Genomic DNA, 17,247 nt, shown 5'->3' with positions numbered 1-17,247 from the left:
TCGGTACGTTCCCTCCCCTTGTGGATAGCAGTGGGCCGACCGGGTGACGGCGCAGCTCAGGGCCGTTCGGGTGACCGCGCGCGAGGTGCGCGGACGGCGCGTGCGCCCGCGTGAAGGTCCGTCCCGTAAACCCGTTGAGTTCTCCACCACCCCCTGTGACCCTCTTGTCAGAGCCATGACTTAGTCTTCGCACACGCTTCACGCGCTCCACACGCTCCACATGTTTCGCGTGCTTCACACGCGTCGAAGGTGTCCCACGCGCGCCACAGGCCGAACACACCGGCCCCGCGCGACGGCACACCGGGACGCGCGAGGCCGCGCCCACTTCTTTCGTCCCGGGGGTTCGAAACCGTGCGTATGCGCACTCTTCCGGCTGCCACAGCCCTGGCGGTCCTCTTCAGCTCGGCCGCGCTCACGGTCGGCACGGCCGCGCCAGCGGCGGCCGACACCACCAAGATCCTGCCGGTCGCGTCGAGCGCCGACCTCGTGGTGGACGGCGTCCACCGGCGGGTCTTCATCAGCGACCCGAGCAACGGCAAGATCGTCGTCACCGACTACTACGGCATCGTCCAGAAGCAGCTGACGAACCTGCCGGGCGTCGTGGGCCTGAAGCTGTCGGCCGACTCCGGCACGCTGTACGCGGCCGTACGGGACGCCGACGCGATCGTGGCCGTCGACACGGCGACGTACGCCGAGACCGCCCGCTACCCGGTGGGCGACAACCCCCTGAGCGTCGCGCCGGTCGGCGACAAGGTCTGGTTCGGCTACGGCGACTCGGCCGACGGCAACCTCGGCTCGCTGGACCTCTCCGGCGAGGAGCCCGTGGTCACCCTCGACCAGGACACCACCCACCTCTGGTACAACGCGCCGATCCTGGACGTCGCCCCCGGCTCCACCACCCTGGTGGCGGGTGACCCCGGCGGCGGCAAGCTGGCCGTGTACGACGTCTCCTCGGGCACCGCGACCCGTACGGCGGCCGTGGGCACGGACGGCGGCAACGTGCGCGACCTCGCGGTCACCCCGGACGGGCAGCGGGTCGTCGTCGCCAGCGGCTACCCGTACCACCACCAGGTGTTCAAGACCTCCGACCTGACAGCGGACGGCACCTACGCCAGCGACTCCTACCCGAACTCGGTCGCCATCGCGCCGGACGGCACGGTCGCGGCGGGCATCGACGGCATCTACGAACCGGACGTCTACATCTACAAGCCGGGCGGCACCACCTCGGTCCGGGAGTACGACTTCCCCAACACCGGCGGCAGCAGCGGCGGCGACGAGCTGCCCGCCTCGGGCCTGGCCTGGGCACCGGACGCCGGACGCCTCTTCGCGGTGACGTACAACGACGAGGGCGTGTACTCGCTGCGGGTGCTGGAGGCTCCGACCAGGGCCGTCACCCAGATCACCGTGAACGCCCCGGCCACGGCCACCCGCGCCAAGAAGCTCACGGTCAAGGGCAAGGTCACCTCGAAGGCGGCGCTCCCGGCCGGGGTGAAGCTGACGGTCACCCGCACCGACCTGGAGTCCACCTCCGGCAAGGCCCTCGCCCCGGTGACCGTGGCGGCCGACGGCAGCTACTCCTTCTCCGACACCCCGACGGTCGGCGGCAAGGTCAAGTACACGGTGCGCTACGCGGGCGACGCCGACCACGCGGCCGGCTCCGCCTCCGACACCGTGGAGGTCTCCCGCGCCACGCCGACGCTGTCGCTGGACAAGAACCGCAAGACCTACGCGTACGGCGCGGACGTGAAGTTCACCGCGCACCTCGGCAAGACGTACAAGAACCGCAAGGTCGAGATCTGGGCCGACCCGTACGGCGCCGACAAGCCGAACAAGCTGGTGAAGTCGGGGACGGTGAACTCCCAGGGCAACCTGTCGGTCACCGTCGACCTCAGGCGCGACACCAAGCTCTCGGCGAAGTTCGCGGGCGACGCGCGCTACAAGGCGAAGACGGTCACCAACACCGTCTACACCAAGGTCGCCATCTCGTCGTCGATCTCGGGCCACTACAAGACAAAAACGGTCTGGGGCCAGAAGTACCACTACGTCCGCAAGTCCAAGGACCCCGTCCTGAAGACCTCGATGACGTACTACGAGGGCCGCAAGCACCGCCTGAAGCTGGAGTACCACTACAACGGCACCTGGTACGACGCGGGTTCCGAGTACTTCCCCCTCGGCACCTCCGGCAAGTCGAACGTCACCCTCACCGGCACCCCGACCACGGACATCCGCTTCCGCTTCCGCTCCGAGTACCACGACACGACCTCCGGCGACAACGTCAACACCACGACGTACGGCCCCTGGAAGTACTTCATCTTCACCAAGTAGAGCGAGGACAACGCTCCCTGGGCCGTGGCCCGTGACGCCGATCGTTGATCACTGATTCACTGGATCAACGGCCGTCGCGGGCCACGGTGCTGTCCGGCCGGTCCACGACCGCGAGCAACACCCACACGACCTTGCCGGTCCCGTCCCGCGGCACCACGCCCCAGTCGTCCGCCAACGCGTCGACCAGGAACAGCCCCCGCCCGCACACGTCGTCGTCCCCGGCCCGCCTCAACTCCGGCTCACCGCCGCCTGAGTCGGCCACCTCAAGCCGCAGCCCCTCCCCACTCAGCTCGAACCGCACCCCGATGTCCCCGCCATCACCCCCGTACGCCGTCTCCGCCCGAACCGCGTTCGTGAGCAGCTCGGAGGTCAGCAGCGCGGCGGTCGGGGCGAGTTCGGCGAGGTCATGGGGTCCGAGAACGGCCCGGAGGGCGGCACGGGCGACACCGGGTGAGCGGGGGTCTCCGGGAAGGCGGAGGGTGCAGGTCCAGGGCGGGGATACGGTGGTCACGGAAGTCTCCGGTCACTGAGGGGAGTTGGGTGGTGGCGTTGCGGTGTCGTCGTCGCCGGGAACGGGATGCGTACGGATGCCCAGTGGCCGTCGCCGCTCCGTCGAGCGGGGCGCTTCTGGGCGGGGCGCCTGGGTCAGTAAGCTAGCGGCTCGCCACGTAATACATTTCCCATTTTGGCAATCGCATGAGATATACCCTCGTGTGGGTTACCCAACGCGCTGCTTTCCAAGGAGAGTTGGCTCATGGCTCCCAAGGCCGCCACGACCGCCCGCCGTATCCGCCTGGGCACTGAGCTGCGCAGACTTCGGGAACGGGCGGGAATGTCCGTCACCGAAGGTGCCCGTCAACTCGGCGTCAGCCAGGCGCAGCTCAGCAACATCGAGGCCGCCCGGTTCGGCGTGAGCGTGGATCGTCTGCACGCCATGGCTCGCATCTACCGATGCTCCGATGCGGAGCACGTCAACGGCCTTGTCGAGCTGGCCACCGAGCGAAAGGGCGGCTGGTGGGAGACGTTCCGTGAAGTACTCCCCGCACGCTTGCTGGACCTTGCGGAGATCGAGCACCACGCCGTCCGGCTCCAGGCAGCGAACACCGCGCACATCCCGGGCCTGCTTCAACTCGGCGATCACGCGCGCGCCATCTACGAACAGGGAGTGCCCAAGTTCAGCCGGCGCGACATCGAACTCCGGGTGAGCCACCGGCTTCAGCGCCAAGGGCTTCTGGAGCGGGACACCCCCGTGCCGTACCAGGCGATCATCCACGAGGCCGCCCTGCGCGTACCCGTGGGCGGTCCGTCCGTGGCGAAGCGGCAACTGAAGCACCTGCTGACCCAGAGCGAACGGGACAGCGTCACCATCCAGGTGATCCCCTTCGCCGTTGGCGCCCACCCGGGCTCAGGCCAGACATTTCTCTACATCCACAGCTCCGTCCCACGGCTGGGCACCATCTCCCTGGACCAGTCACACGGCCCGGTCCTGGTCGACGCCGAAGCCGAACTGGACACCTACCGAAGCCTCCTGCACCGCATGGAGTCCGTAGCGCTCACCCAGGAGAAGACCCGGGACTTCATCCACAACCTGTCCACCGAACTCTGAAGGAGCCCCATGACTGCCCACGGCTGGCAGCGATCGTCCTACTGCTCCCAGGGCGAATCCTGCGTCCACATATCCGCCAACACCGAAACGATCCACATCACCGAAAGCGCCGACCCCACCCAAGCCGTACTCACCGCCGGCCCCGCCGCCTTCGGTGCCCTTCTCCACACGCTGAGGGGACAGCGCGCCGCTGCCACCCGGACTTAGTTGATCCTGTACTCCTCGTGCGGCACCGCCCCCGCCCACACCGCTTCGAAGGCGTCGGCGCACAGCTTCGCCGCGGCCGGATCCTCGCTGATCTCGCCGCCGCCCGAGGCACCGTCGCCGGTGAAGTGGTTCCAGCGGATGAGCCTGTCGTCGATCAGCCAGAAGTCGTTGCCGGGCACCGCGATGTCGGAGGCGCGCCGACGCGGCAGCCATCGCACCAGCTCGCCCGCCTCCAGGTTGACGACGGTACCCGGGTGTTCGAACCGGACGTAGTCACTGACCGGTTGGGTCGTTGTCCCGCTCGCCGGTGCTCTTCCAACGGGCGAAGTCATCGGCTTCGTTGTCGACTTCGTACGAGTCACGCATCTGCAGGTGGACGGCGGAGCGCCGAGCGCCGTTCAGCAGTTCGTCGAAGCTGGGCACCTGCTGCGACATCGGGGGCTCCTCGGGCGCGGGTGTGGGTGTGGGCCACCCTTGAATGACCGGCTCGTTGCTACCTCGTCGACCCAGACCGCGGGCTCCCGCCCGTTTGGGTATTCGGGTCGATGCCGGGACCGTTTATGCCGGCACGGGAATATTCCTGAGTCGGCGTGGACGAGGAGCGGTCCTGTCCGTAGCGTCCTCCTGCAGGGGCCCCTGACCAGGGGCCACGAGAGGGGAGCGCTATGGCGCGCGAGGAACTGCAACGGCTCACGGGCACGCCCGGTGGGCCCGACTGTGATGACGACGACTGTCCGAACGTCTACCGCACGGCAAGCGGCTCCTTCGTGGTCCAAGGGCCCGTGTCAGCAGCCTTCCAGCCGCCGGAGGGCGAGTCTCTGGTCGAGATCCCGGAGGCGGTGCTCAAGGAGGCCCTGCGTGCTCTTGGATGGTGACGCGTGGCGAACGTTGTTCGACACATATGAGCGTGACGCGTGGCGATTCGAGGCCCAACCCACGTACACGATGCCAAAGGAATCGGAGAACGTCGCCCGCTTCCTTCGGGGAGAGCCGAAGCCGCTGGAGCACAATGCACGGTGGCATGAACGGGTGCACGGGTATGTGGCGTCCGGACGCACTGTCGGGCGGGTTCGAGTTGTACGACAGCCGCTAACGCCATATCAGCGTTACCAGTTCGCCTGGGGAATTCCCGGTAACCTCAAGGCAGGAGAGGAAATCCGCATCCTGGATGCCACCCAGGATGACTACGGTCTGCCCCTCTCCGAAACTGACTGGTGGATGTTCGATACGACACGCATCGTGCATCTGAACTTCCGGCCGGACGGGACGCAGATCAACCGAGAGTTGTTCACGGGTGACGTATCCCCATACCTGGAGTGGCAGCACATTGCCATAGCCAACTCCGTACCGTTTGCCGAGTACGTGAGAAAGTTCGCGTGACGTTTGAGCCCGGGCAGCTGGGCCAGTCCAGGACTGATCTAGCGGAAAGGCTCCGAGAGTTGCGCAAGCGAGCCGGTCTCACAGGTGACCGGCTCGCTCGGCGTTGCAACATGTCCCAGAGCCAGATCAGCAAGTTCGAGACCGGTAGGAAAACACCGAAGCTCGTGGATGTCGAGCGAATCCTTCGCGCACTCGAAGCTGATCCCGAAACCGTGGCCGAGATCACGACTCTCGCACGCATCGCGAACACCGAATGGCAGGACAAGCGCTCTTCATGGCGTCGCGGAATGGAGAAACGTCAGGCCGAACTCGCCGCACTGGAGTCCGAAGCCACCACGCTGAGGTATTTCCTGCCCGCCATGATCACCGGCCTGTTGGCCACACCCGAATACATTCGGGCCAGCATGAGCCATACTCCAGGTGACCCAACGAAGACGGTGGCGCGCAAATTGGAACGCCAGGATGTACTCCACGACTCGTCGAAGAGTTTCACATTTCTCCTTACGGAGCAGGCGGCAAGGTGGGCGATCATTCCCCCTCGGGCCATGGCTGTACAGCTCGACCACCTCGTCTCACTTTCCCTCCTCTCAAATATCCGTGTCGGCGTCATCCCTCTGGGCGCCGATTTGCCGCGGGGCCCGATGAACACCTTCACGGTTTACGACAGTCGCCTGGCCACAGTGGAGAACTTTACCGGCCGTATGGTCTTTCGGGACTCCCGAGATGTTTCCGAACACCTCTCCGTGTTCTCGCTGTTCGAGCTGTGCGCCCGCTTCGACGACGAGGCCAGATCACTTCTTCAGCAGTGGGCCAAAGCCTGCCGACTCCTTTAGTTCAGAACGGGAATAAACGCGGCCACACCCTACGGATGGGGGACTATTCAAGGAGCGAATCCGGGGAGGATTTATGGCAGCCACGCAGAAGCCTCAGAACTACGGATTGACCGAACTGCCGCCGGAGCCAAGAGCGGTAGCGGGCTGCGAAACGTGTCTCGGCATGTGTGTACGGCGCGACAATGCCCGCTCCAGGCAGGATTACAGCGCGGTGTCCGACTGCAATGTGCTTCTGCGTCGGCATCACGCAGACGCGCACGGCGCATGAGTGAGGGAGAGGAAGGCGGGGCGGAGGAGCCCGGGCTCTTCTCCGACCGGCCGCTCATGACCATGCGGGTGTCCCAGGACTCCGGGCGGACCTGGAGACCGGAGCGGGCTGTGTTCAGCACGGATCATCTGGCGCCCCTTGTCACCGCGGAATGGCCCCCGTGCCGGTGCCCGCGTTGCGTCAAGTCCCGTAAGCCCGATCGCCGCTGAGGCGTTCGCCTCCCACCCCATGAGCTCCCGCCCGGACCGGGTGGCGGCGCGGTCGGCCATGGCCGCGATCAGTTGAGAGCAGAAGCAGCGGCCCGGCTCGGCGGGCAACTGGCCGCGTACGCACCCCGGTTCGCGGCTGGTCACGACCGCGACTCCGCCCGTCCGGCGGCACTCGTCGCCTCCGCCGCCGTACGCCTGGCATCCGGAACGGACCTGGCGTTCGGCTTCTGACCTGCTCCCCGAACAACTCCCTGCCCCACCTGGGATGCCCCACCAGGGACGCCCCACAGGAATGAGTCGTTCCGAATGAAGCGGAATCCGCTCTCCCTTACCTGCCGGTATGTGTGACGATATGGCCCTGTTCGAAACGTGAGGCCTCGATTCCGATTCGAGGTCACGGTCGCAAAGGAACAGGACATGACCACGCCTGTGCCCTCCGCTCCCTCAACCACCCCACCAGCGTCTTCGGCCGGACGGTTGCTCGTCGTGGACGACGAGGAGGGGATCCGCTCCATGCTGACGATGGCGCTGGAGTTCCTCGGCTACCAGGTGACCGCCGCCGCCACCGGCCGTCAGGCCCTCCAGGCCGTCACCCGGTACGGCCCCGATCTGATCCTCCTCGACGTCAACCTCCCCGACCTCAGTGGCTTCGAGGTCTGCCGGACCCTGCGCGAGAGGGGCAACGCCGTCCCCGTCCTCTTCCTCACCGGGCTCGGCGGCGTCGACGACCGGGTGCGCGGGCTCGACATGGGCGGCGACGACTTCGTCACCAAGCCGTTCGAGCTGAAGGAGGTCGCCGCCCGCGTCCGCGCCCTGCTGCGCCGGGCCGGCGGCGGCCGGCCCGCGCCCGACCGCGACCGCCTGCGCGCCGGCGCGGTCCAACTGGACGCCGACGCCCACCAGGTGTGGGCCGCCGGACGCCCCGTCGAACTCACCACCACCGAGTTCGCCCTGCTGCGCTACCTCATGGAGAACCCGGGCCGGGTGCTGTCCCGGGGCCAGATCCAGGAACGCGTCTGGAACCACCGCGACGAGGGATCCGGGGTGGTCGACACCTACATCTACTACCTGCGCCGCAAACTGGGGGAGCCCGGCCAGTCGTTGATACGGACGGTCCGGGGCGTGGGCTACCAGCTCTGCGCGAACTGAGCGCGAGGCAGGGGGAGTTGGCGTCACGCGGCAGAATGGGCGGGCGGGCGAAGGAAGAGACGGGGCGAAGGAAGAGACGGGGCCGAGTGGACGGGCTGGACGGATGAGCGGGTTCACCGCGCTGGGCGAGACCATCAGGGCGGCCGGACTGCTCGCGCCGAGTGACACGTGCACCCGCCCCCACCCCGGGCGCCCCGCGCACCCCGTGGCCCCCGTGGCCCCCGTCGAGCAGCCGATCCACCCCCACCGCACCGGTCGACGCACCGTCGGCTTCTGGCTGATCGCCACCCTCGCCACGCTGGGCGCGGTCGCCGCCCTCTCCGCGCACACCCTGGCCCAGCACCTGGCCGCCCGCACCGACCAGGAGATCGCCGCGCTCAGCGCCATCGGCGGCCTCGGTGCCACGACGACCGGTGCCACGACGACCGGTGCCACACCACCGGCACCGGGGCCCGCCCTCGCCGGCACCCCGCTCCCCGACGACCACTTCCTGATCCTCGTCCTCGACGCCCGGGGCGAGGTCGTGGCGCGCCACCCGGCCGCAGACCGCCACCCGGGCGCCGACCGCCTCCCACCCTTCCCGGCGCTCACACCCGCCCGGCTGAAGGCGTACGCGGAGCGGGCCGACCCGGTGGCGTTCGGGGAGAGTTACCGGGCGAAGGTGGTGCGCACGCCGGGGGCGGGCCGGGGTCAGGAGGGCGGCTATGTCGTCACGGCCCGGTCCACCGCCGACGACCGGCTGGCGGTCCAGCGCCTCCTGCAGTTCGAGACGGCCGCCGCGCTCCCCCTGCTCGCCGGCGTCCTGGTCGGCGCCCGCCGCCTCGGCCGCCGCGAGGTCAGGGAACGACGGGACTCCGAGCGGCGGCTGCGCGAGTTCATGGCCGCCGCCGGGCACGAACTGCGCAACCCGCTGACCACGATCTCCGGTTACGCCGAACTCGCCCGGGTCGGCGACCCCGCGTACGAGCCCATGCGGCAGGAGGCGCTCGGCCGGATCGCCACCGAGGTCGGCCGGATGAGCACCCTCATCGACGAACTCGTGCTGCTGACCCGACTCGATCTCGGCCAGCCCCTCCAGCTCACCTGTGTGGACCTGGCCCAACTGTGCCGCGACGCGGCCTCCGCCGCCCGCGACTGCCACCCCGGGCACCCCGTACGGCTGCTGCTCGCCCCCGGCGACCACACGGTCACCGGCGACCCGCTGCGGCTGCACCAGCTGGTCGCCAACCTGCTGACCAACGTCCGCGCGCACACCCCACCGGGGACGACGACCACACTCGGGCTCGGTACGGAGGACGGCTACCGGGTCGTCGAGGTCCTGGACGACGGCCCCGGCATCCCGGACGAACTCCGCGCCCGGCTCTTCGACCCCTTCGTACGCGGTGAGGAGACACGGGCCGCCGGCAGCGGGCTCGGGCTCAGCATCGTCACGGCGATCGCGACGGCCCACGGCGGCACGGTCACCCTGGAGGCGTCCCATCCGTCCCACCGGGGCGCCTGGTTCAGGGTGCGGATCCCGGCGTCGTCCTGACACACGCGGGTGTGTACGCGGGGTGGACTTTGCCAACGGCTGGGGAGTTTCTGATCATTCTCTGATCGAACTCCGATCGGTTCCGGAACCGTGCCCGCTTAAGTGATCCACGTGTGGTGTCCACCGTGTGTACACACGGTGGCCTCGCACAACTCCCCCTCCGAGGTCGGCCCGGTATGCGCCCAGATCGACGGCTCATCGATCTACGACGAACGGAACGACGGCTCATCGACCGGCTCGGCTAACCGGGCACGTGCTGGGCCGACCTCAACTCCGATGAACCTCCCCCGAGTTCGGCCAGACGCTGCCGGGCGTGCTCCAGGGCACCGGCCCGCCGCCCCGGGACCCGGCCGCGCAACTCCACGAACTCGACGCCGAGTTCCCGTGCGCGCGCCGCGTCCGTGACCAGCCCCCACTGATGGTGCGCCCGGTCGACGGCCGCCTCGACCGCCGGGTCCCGCTCCGGCCGCCCCGCCGCGAGCCGCGCCCGGGCGACCCCCATCCACACCGCACAACTCCCCGCCGCGTCCCCCGCGAACATCGCCAGATCGGCGCGCACCTCCCGCCAGTGCAACACCTCCTCCGACCCGTCCCCGAACTCCCGCAACGCCCCCGCCTCCCACCGAGCCGCCAACTCCGCAGCCTCCCCATGCCGCCCCGCCTCGACGGCGAGGGTGATCGCCCCGTGGGGGTCGGTGGGGGGCGAGGGAACGGCCGACCCCGCCACCACAGCCGAGCCGGACGGACCGGGCACGGCAGGCAGGGCAGGTTCGGTGGATGGGCCCGGCGTGGCGGGCGTGGTGGCCCCGCTCATCTCAGCCCGTCCGGCGTCTGAGGACGAGCCCGCAGGGCGATGGCGGGGGTCTGGGGGCGCAGCCCCCAGGGGACGGGAATGGGTAGGGGCGGCGGGGGCGAAACCACCCACGGAACCCCCAGGCACCTGAACCGCACCCGGCACGGAACGCGCCCCGGAGCCCGTCGCGTCGTACGCCAGAATCAGATCCCCGTGGAACCCGAACCCCGCCCGCGCCAGCACCTGCTCATGCAGCGCCGCCGCCCCCGGCCGCTGCCCACTCCGCAGTATCGTCGCCAAGGCCTTCATATACCCCGGCACACCCACCCCCCGCCGTATCCCCGCCACCGGCCCCGCGACCCGCCCGTACACACTCACCCCGGGCCCACCCCCGAGCGGCTGCCCCGCCAACCGCCCCCACACCTCCGCGTCGGCATGCAGATCGACGAACAGGGTCGTACTCCCCGGCGCCCGCAACCGCAGCTCCTCCACGATCCAGTGCCACGGAAAGGCCGTGTACCGCACGGTCGCCGGCGTCGTACGCGCCAACGCCAGATGCACCAGCCGCTGCTTACGGTCGAGTTGGAGCTGCCCCGCGAGATACACGGTCAGCGGGCCGGGCGCGGTCGCCGCCGCCCGCAGCCGGGTCAGCACGGCCTGCGGCTCCAGTGGATCGGCCAGCTCGACGACGTTCGCCGTACCCGTGCCGGACAGCACCTCGGGCGTGACGGCCGCCAGTACGGGAAGCACGGAGGCCGCGTCCACCAGGCACCCCTTGCCCATGGGCGAGGCCGCGAGCAGCAGCACTGTTCCGGGCATCGTTCCCTCCCCTCGCTTCCCGTCGGCTCCCGCCGACCCCCCGTCGATCACGTACGCCAGCCAGCACGGTAACCGCTGCGCGTGCAAAGGGGGAAAGGAGCACGGGAGCAGGGGGCCGGGCGCTCAGTCCGGCGCGCCCGGCCCCCGCCGGATCGGCTCCCTCGCCCGCCGTACCGCGAAGATCGTCGTGTCGTCGTCGAGGCCGCCGCCGGTGTGGGCGAGGACGCCGTCGCGGACGAGCCGGACCAGCGACTCGGGGTCGAGGGCGGGCGGCCCGGCGGCGAGGGCGCGGGTCAGATACGCGCGGAGCGGGAAGAAGGCGCCCCGCCCGTCCCGCGCCTCCGTCACCCCGTCCGTGACCAGCAGCAACGTCTCGTCGGCGGCGAGCCGGACCCGGGCCGTCACGGGCGCCCGGGGCACCAACTCGCCGAGTCCCAGCGGAAGTCCCTCCCGCATCGGCAGGGGCCGTACGCCACCGGGCCGGACCAGCAGCGGAGGCTCGTGGCCGAAGTTGACGACGTCCACGGTGACCGCGTCGAGCCCGGTGAGGTCCGGGCCCCAGTCGGTCCGGGCGCTGCGCAGGTCGGGGAAGTCGAGCAGCACGGCGGTCGCGAAGCGCTCGGCGTCGTCGCGGCCGACGTGCGCGCAGTACCGCACATGCCGCACCATCCGGGTCTCCAGCCGCTCGGCCACGGTGACGGGGTCGGACTCGTAGTAGGCGGCCTCGCGGAACGTGCCGAGCAGCACGGACGCCGCCTCCACCGCCGCGAGCCCCTTGCCCTGGACGTCGCCGATGACGACGCGGGTGCCGTGCGGGCTGGGCTGGATGTCGTAGAAGTCGCCGCCGACCCGGGCCTGGCTGTCGGCGGCGAGGTAGATCTCCGCGTGGTCGAGGCCGCCGACGTCCGGCGGCAGCTGGCGCAGCAGGATACGGCGGGTGGTGTCGACGACGGCCCGCATGTGCAGCATCCGCTCCTGCCCGCGCAGCCGGACCGCGCAGGCCAGCACGGAGAGGATGCCGCCGAGGGCGACGAGGATGAAGTCGGGGAGGCCGGTGCGTTCCTGGTGGGTCCAGGAGTTGTCGCCCGCGACGTACGTGATCATCGCGAGCCCCGCGAACACCGCCGTCGTCCGCACGCCGCAGACGGCGGCGGCCGTGCCCGGTACGAGCACCAGCCAGGAGAGGACCCGGAAGTCGCCGCCGGTGAACCAGTCGAGGACCGGTACGGCGAGCAGCACCACCAGCGGCGGCAGCCAGGCGATGTTCCGCCCGCGGACCCGCAGCAGCAGCTGCTGCCGCTCGGCGGGGTCCGGCTCCCGGCGCCCGCGCGGCACCGGCATCCGCATCCGCATGCCCCACAGCGAAACACGCCCCCGGCCCCGCCGCATCCCGGCCCCCCTCTGTCACAACCTCCGCGTCCCGACTTGCCCGCGGCCCTCCCCAGGTGTGCTCTGGTAGACGGGGCGGAGAGTCACGGGGGACGGCGGGGGAACCGTGGGGGAACCGCGGGGGAGGGAAGAGAGGAGTGCTCCGATGGCTCAAGCGGCACCCACTCCGGGCCGGCCGGTCCCGCACAGGGCCACGCCCGATGTCTTCAGCGAGCGCACGCACGCGCTCGCGAACCTGCTCGTGCCGGTGACCCTCGGCCTGGTCTACGGCTACTGGGCGGCGGCCATGAACCGCGACGCCGGCCCCATCACCGGCTGGAACCTGCTCTTCGGCTTCGTGACGGCGTTCGTGTTCGCGGCGGTCCACATCGCCGTGCTGACGTTCGCGCCGCGCCTGCGCCGGGAGTTCCACGCCCTCCTCTGGGCCGTCTTCGCGGGCTGCGCCTTCGGCTTCCTCTACAGCCAGGCCTCCCAGCACACCGTCCTGCGCTCCACGGTCATGTCCCTCGCCATCGCGGCCCCGGTCTTCGCCGTGAACTTCTACCGCTACTACACCCACGAGGACGCGACGGGCCACCGCCTGGCCTGACCCTCCCCGTGAGCCGTGGCCGCCGGTGGGCCCCGTACGGCTTGTCCTGCGGGGCCATTCGCAGTCACGCGGGGCGCGAGCGCTCGCGCGGTGGGGGGCGGGGGTCTTGCCTGGAGGGGTGCCCCACCGTGCCCGCGGCGCCCTGTCGGCCGTGCTGACCGTCCTCGCCTGCCTGCTCGCCCCGCTGGGCGCGCTGGCCGCGTGGGCGACGTACGAGATCGCGGACCGGACCCGGTACGAGGCGGTCATGGCACCCCTGGCCGCCGACCCCGCCGTACGGGAGGCGCTCGCGAACGCGGTCGCCACCGGGATTCTGCGCGAGGTCCGGGTGGGCCCGCGCCTACGACGGCCGGTCCGTGACTTCACCCATGACGCGGCGCGCTCCTTCACCCGGACCGAGGCGTTCCGCACGGCCTGGCACACGGCGAACCGCGCGGCGCACGACGCGGTACTGAAGGCGGTGCGCGAGGAGGGCGCGTACGGCGGCGGGGCGGGGGGCGGCGAGGCGCGCGCCGTGACGATCGACCTCGCGCCGGTCGGCGAGCGCGTCAAACGTCAACTCGTCCGCGACCACGTGCCGTTCGCCCATCGCATCCCGGTCGCGCACACCGAGGTCGAGGTGTTGTCGGCCGCGGAACTGGTTCAGCTCAGGAAGGGATATCGCGTGCTCGAAATCGCCGCGTTCTGGCTCCCGGTCGGCGCGCTCGCCCTGGCCGCCGGTGGCATTCTCGTCGCGACGCAACGCCGCCGGGCCGTCTGCGCGACGGGCCTCGGCACGGCGCTCGGCGGCGCGCTGCTGGGTGTCGCGGTGGCCCTCGGCCGCCATCTCACCCTCGCGGACCTGCCCCCGGACGTCTCCCCGGCGGCCGTCGGCGCCGTCTACGACGCCCTCACCGCCACGCTCCGCACGGTGACCTGGGGCCTGCTGATCCTCGGCACGACCGTCGCCACCACGGCCTGGCTCACGGGCCGGCTCGCGCGACTTCGCCGAGCACCCGCAACGCCCCCACCAGCACCGGCAGAGAAACCGACCCAAGCCCAAGCCTGACGCAGTCGGCAGCGGCCACCCGCTCCCCCTCGCTCCGCGACCGCGGGCCGTCCTGTCGCCGGGGCACCGGGGGCCCCGGCGGCAGGACGGCCCGAGCGAGGCCGAGAGCGGGCACGCTGAACGCCACCCCCGGGGTCACCGCCACCCCCCGCTCCGCCGCGGCCGCGCAGAACGTGTCCGCGCGCCACCCCTCCGGCAACTCCCACCACGCGTAGTACGCCCGCGCGTCCCCCCGTACCGAGAACCCCGCGAGATGCTCGGCCACCAGCCGCTGCCGCACCCCCGCGTCCGCCCGTTTCGCCGCGACCAGCCGCCCGACCGTCCCGTCCCCGATCCACCGCACCCCCGCCTCCAGCGCGAACCGCCCCGCCGCCCAGCCCCCCGACCGCACCGCGTCCGCCACGCCCTCGGCCCGCCCCTCCGGCACCACCAGGAACCCGACCGTCAGCCCGGGAGCCACCCGCTTGGACAGCCCGTCCACGACGAACACCCGCTCCGGCGCGTACGCGGCCAACGGCGGCACCCCCGCCTGCGCCGACTCCCCGTCGGCCAGGAACGACCAGATCCGGTCCTCGATCACCGGCAGGTCCAACTCCCGTACCACCCGCGCGAGTTCGGCCCGCCGTCCGGCCCCCGTCGTCACGGACGTCGGATTGTGCAGGGTCGGCTGCGCATACACCGCCGACAGCGGCGCCGCCCGGTGCGCGGCGGCCACGGCCTCCGGCCGCACCCCCTCCCCGTCCGTGGCCAGCGGCACCAGCGTCACACCCAGCCGCCCGGCGATCTCCTTGACCAGCGGATACGTGAGCGACTCCACCCCGACCCGGCCCCCCGGCCGGACGAGGTGAGCGAGGGCCGCGGCGATGGCCTGACGGGCGTTCCCGGTGAAGAGAAACCGCTCCGGGTCCGGCCGCCAGCCGGCCGTGGCGAGCAGTCCGGCCGCCGCCTCCCGCGCGGCGGCCGTCCCGGTGGCCGGTGCCGTACGCAACGCGTCGGCCAGCACATCCGGCCGCAGCAGCGGCGCGATCCCGGCGGCCACCAGCTCCGACTGACCGGGCACGGAAGGGTAGTTGAGCTCCAGGTTCACGGGCGCGGACCCGGCCGGCTCGGCGAGCGCCCGCCCCGCCGATCCGGCCGGTCCCGCGGGCGCCGCCCGTACGAACGTCCCGCGCCCGACCTCGCCCACCACCAGCCCGCGCCGCACCAGCTCCGTGTACACCCGCCCGGCGGTCGATCCGGCGATCCCCCGCCGCCGCGCGAACACCCGCTGCGGCGGCAGCCGGTCACCGGGCTTCAGCCGCCCGACGGCGATGTCGTCCGCGATGCGATCGGCGATCCGCCGGTAGTCGGCCACGACCCTTCCCCCTCCACCCACCGTCCCCGCCCTCGTTCCCGTCCCCGTCTTCTGCCCCTGCCCCGGCGCCCACGACATTGCACCGAGGGCAAAGATCTTATTGCACCGAGGAGTTGAGGAACCCTAGGGTCGTTCCATGACCACCACCTTCCTCGCATATGAGGACAAAGGGGGCCCGGACTCTTCCCCCGCGCTCCCCCTCGTCCTCATCCACGGCCACCCCTTCGACCGCACGATGTGGCACCCGCAGATCACCGAGTTCGCCGCGACCCGCCGGGTCATCGCCCCGGACCTGCGCGGCTACGGCCGCTCCCCGGTCGTCCCGGGCATCACCCCGCTGTCGACGTTCGCCGAGGACATCGCGGCGCTGCTCGACGGCCTCGGGGTGGCCGAGTTCGTCCTCGGGGGCCTCTCCATGGGCGGCCAGATCGCGATGGAGTGCGTAAGCCGGTACCCGCACCGCGTCCGCGGCCTCCTCCTCGCCGACACGTTCCCGGCCGCCGAGACCGAGGAGGGCAGACGCACCCGGAACGCCATGGCCGACCGGCTGCTGCGCGAGGGCATGACGGGGTACGCCGACGAGGTGCTGTTCAAGATGGTCGCGCCGTACGCGGACGCGGAGGTCGCGGCGCATGTGCGCGGCATGATGACGGCCACCGACCCCGAGGGCGCCGCGGCGGCCCTGCGCGGCCGGGCCGAGCGCCCCGACTACCGCGAGCTGCTCACCCGTGTCACCGTCCCGGCGCTGGTCGTCGTCGGCGCCGACGACGAGTACACCCCCGTCTCCGACGCCGAGGCGATGCACGCCGCGCTCCCCGACTCCACCCTCCACATCGTCGAGGGCGCCGCGCACCTCCCGAACCTGGAGCGCCCGGACGACTTCAACAAGGTCCTGACGGCCTTCCTGGCCCGCGTGGACTGAGCCGCCCACGGAGGACGGGGCCGGGGCCGGGGCCGGGGCCGGGCCCTCTTCCCCCCACCCACCAAACTATCCCACTTACCCCCATTTTCACCCATTCGGCCTACAGCACATGCGCCCCTCCTCCTCCCGCGTGACCATGCGGGTGAGCGGTCCACCCGCTGTCCATCCGTCGGAGGAGGCCCTCATGGCCCAGCACAGCACGGCACCACGTACGAACCCCACGTCGCAGGAGACCCGGACACACCACGGCGAGACCCGCTCGGAGTGGGCCCTCGGCGGGATGGTCTTCGCCGGTGTCCTGATGATGGTCATCGGCGTCATGGGCATCCTCAACGGCATCGCCGGGATCGCCACGGACGACGTGTACACGAACATCGGCAACTACGTCTTCGAGTTCAGCCTCACCGCGTGGGGCTGGATCCACCTGGCGTTCGGGGTCGCCGTCCTCGCCACCGGCTGGGGCGTCATCCAGGGCCGTGAGTGGGCTCGCGCGGCCGGTATCGCCCTGACCTCCCTCTTCGCCATCGAGTACTTCATGTTCCTCCCGTACGCCCCCGTCTGGTCCGTCGTCTGCATCGCCATCGCGGTCTTCGTGATCTGGTCCCTGGCGACGTCCCCGGACCCGACGCCGTAGCCCGAACGCGGGCCGCCTGAGAACTCGGGGGTACGGGTCGCTTTGGCGGGTGCGGGTCCGTGGGACTTCTCGCGCAGTTCCCCGCGCCCCTGAAAAGCAGGGGCCACGCCCCCTGCTTTTCAGCCCCGCAGCCCCGCCGTCCTTCCAGGCCCCAGCCCCGCCGTCTTTCCAGCCCCGCAGCCCGCCGCCCT

At 70.9% G+C, this 17,247-nt stretch carries 17 protein-coding genes and 1 pseudogene; 13 read left to right on the top strand and 5 right to left on the bottom strand.

Going from position 1 to position 17,247, the window contains the following annotated elements:
* Positions 1-357: 357 nt before the first annotated feature.
* Positions 358-2,325 carry an Ig-like domain repeat protein gene (locus ACZ7MG_RS11735; protein WP_471382342.1) on the top strand — a complete coding sequence of 656 codons (1,968 nt, stop codon included), beginning with the start codon at positions 358-360 and terminating at the stop codon, positions 2,323-2,325.
* 64 nt (positions 2,326-2,389) lie between these two features.
* Here ACZ7MG_RS11735 and ACZ7MG_RS11730 read toward each other — a convergent pair whose 3' ends face one another.
* The gene (locus ACZ7MG_RS11730; RefSeq protein WP_471382343.1) at positions 2,390-2,836 is read right to left on the bottom strand and encodes an ATP-binding protein; all 447 of its coding nucleotides are present in this window, start codon (positions 2,834-2,836) and stop codon (positions 2,390-2,392) included.
* Positions 2,837-3,079: 243 nt separating this feature from the next.
* Here ACZ7MG_RS11730 and ACZ7MG_RS11725 point away from each other — a divergent pair, with 243 nt between their 5' ends.
* Positions 3,080-3,931 (top strand): helix-turn-helix domain-containing protein, encoded by an 852-nt coding sequence (locus tag ACZ7MG_RS11725; RefSeq protein WP_471382345.1) that lies wholly within the window; start codon positions 3,080-3,082, stop codon positions 3,929-3,931.
* A 9-nt stretch (positions 3,932-3,940) separates the two neighbouring features.
* Positions 3,941-4,138: a DUF397 domain-containing protein gene (locus ACZ7MG_RS11720; protein WP_471382346.1), complete on the top strand. Its 198-nt coding sequence runs from the start codon at positions 3,941-3,943 to the stop codon at positions 4,136-4,138.
* Here ACZ7MG_RS11720 and ACZ7MG_RS11715 read toward each other — a convergent pair.
* A pseudogene (locus tag ACZ7MG_RS11715) lies at positions 4,135-4,573 on the bottom strand (DUF6879 family protein). The gene ACZ7MG_RS11720 and the pseudogene ACZ7MG_RS11715 overlap by 4 nt on opposite strands.
* Before the next feature lie 230 nt (positions 4,574-4,803).
* On the opposite strand from ACZ7MG_RS11715, the gene ACZ7MG_RS11710 reads away from it, so the two are divergent.
* The 6 genes from ACZ7MG_RS11710 to ACZ7MG_RS11685 all read left to right on the top strand — a co-directional run bounded on the left by ACZ7MG_RS11710 (position 4,804) and on the right by ACZ7MG_RS11685 (position 9,508).
* Positions 4,804-5,013 (top strand): hypothetical protein, encoded by a 210-nt coding sequence (locus ACZ7MG_RS11710; RefSeq protein ID WP_471382348.1) that lies wholly within the window; start codon positions 4,804-4,806, stop codon positions 5,011-5,013.
* Positions 4,997-5,518, top strand: coding sequence for a DUF6879 family protein (locus ACZ7MG_RS11705; protein ID WP_471382350.1), 522 nt, complete (start codon positions 4,997-4,999; stop codon positions 5,516-5,518). The genes ACZ7MG_RS11710 and ACZ7MG_RS11705 overlap by 17 nt, the downstream gene beginning before the upstream one ends.
* Positions 5,515-6,351, top strand: coding sequence for a helix-turn-helix domain-containing protein (locus tag ACZ7MG_RS11700; RefSeq protein ID WP_471382352.1), 837 nt, complete (start codon positions 5,515-5,517; stop codon positions 6,349-6,351). Before ACZ7MG_RS11705 ends, ACZ7MG_RS11700 begins: the two co-directional genes overlap by 4 nt.
* Positions 6,352-6,900: 549 nt before the next feature.
* Entirely contained in the window at positions 6,901-7,059 is a 159-nt protein-coding gene (locus tag ACZ7MG_RS11695) for a hypothetical protein (RefSeq protein WP_471382354.1), read from the top strand.
* Between the two features lie 186 nt (positions 7,060-7,245).
* Positions 7,246-7,977 carry a response regulator transcription factor gene (locus ACZ7MG_RS11690; protein ID WP_471382356.1) on the top strand — a complete coding sequence of 244 codons (732 nt, stop codon included), beginning with the start codon at positions 7,246-7,248 and terminating at the stop codon, positions 7,975-7,977.
* Positions 7,978-8,080: 103 nt separating this feature from the next.
* Positions 8,081-9,508, top strand: coding sequence for a sensor histidine kinase (locus tag ACZ7MG_RS11685; RefSeq protein ID WP_471382358.1), 1,428 nt, complete (start codon positions 8,081-8,083; stop codon positions 9,506-9,508).
* A gap of 241 nt (positions 9,509-9,749) precedes the next feature.
* On the opposite strand, the gene ACZ7MG_RS11680 is transcribed toward ACZ7MG_RS11685, so the two are convergent.
* Entirely contained in the window at positions 9,750-11,120 is a 1,371-nt protein-coding gene (locus ACZ7MG_RS11680; RefSeq protein ID WP_471382359.1) for a hypothetical protein, read from the bottom strand.
* 123 nt (positions 11,121-11,243) lie between these two features.
* Complete coding sequence (locus tag ACZ7MG_RS11675) at positions 11,244-12,473, bottom strand: PP2C family protein-serine/threonine phosphatase (RefSeq protein WP_471382361.1); 1,230 nt, start codon at positions 12,471-12,473, stop codon at positions 11,244-11,246.
* A gap of 181 nt (positions 12,474-12,654) precedes the next feature.
* Here ACZ7MG_RS11675 and ACZ7MG_RS11670 point away from each other — a divergent pair, with 181 nt between their 5' ends.
* Together ACZ7MG_RS11670 and ACZ7MG_RS11665 are read left to right on the top strand one after the other, a co-directional pair.
* Entirely contained in the window at positions 12,655-13,098 is a 444-nt protein-coding gene (locus tag ACZ7MG_RS11670; RefSeq protein WP_471382362.1) for a hypothetical protein, read from the top strand.
* 118 nt (positions 13,099-13,216) lie between these two features.
* Entirely contained in the window at positions 13,217-14,146 is a 930-nt protein-coding gene (locus ACZ7MG_RS11665; RefSeq protein ID WP_471382364.1) for a hypothetical protein, read from the top strand.
* Here ACZ7MG_RS11665 and ACZ7MG_RS11660 read toward each other — a convergent pair.
* A complete protein-coding gene (locus ACZ7MG_RS11660) occupies positions 14,061-15,500 on the bottom strand; it encodes an aminotransferase-like domain-containing protein (RefSeq protein WP_471382365.1) in 1,440 nt (479 codons plus the stop codon). The two genes, ACZ7MG_RS11665 and ACZ7MG_RS11660, sit on opposite strands and share 86 nt — an antisense overlap.
* A 136-nt stretch (positions 15,501-15,636) precedes the next feature.
* Here ACZ7MG_RS11660 and ACZ7MG_RS11655 point away from each other — a divergent pair, with 136 nt between their 5' ends.
* Both ACZ7MG_RS11655 and ACZ7MG_RS11650 read left to right on the top strand, forming a co-directional pair.
* Complete coding sequence (locus ACZ7MG_RS11655) at positions 15,637-16,422, top strand: alpha/beta fold hydrolase (RefSeq protein WP_471382366.1); 786 nt, start codon at positions 15,637-15,639, stop codon at positions 16,420-16,422.
* A gap of 184 nt (positions 16,423-16,606) precedes the next feature.
* The gene (locus ACZ7MG_RS11650; RefSeq protein ID WP_471382368.1) at positions 16,607-17,056 is read left to right on the top strand and encodes a DUF7144 family membrane protein; all 450 of its coding nucleotides are present in this window, start codon (positions 16,607-16,609) and stop codon (positions 17,054-17,056) included.
* Positions 17,057-17,247: the final 191 nt, after the last annotated feature.

Source organism: Streptomyces sp. NPDC107538 (genome assembly GCF_055657445.1).
Note: the sequence above shows the minus strand (reverse complement) of the source record. Positions and strands in the feature narration are given on the sequence as shown.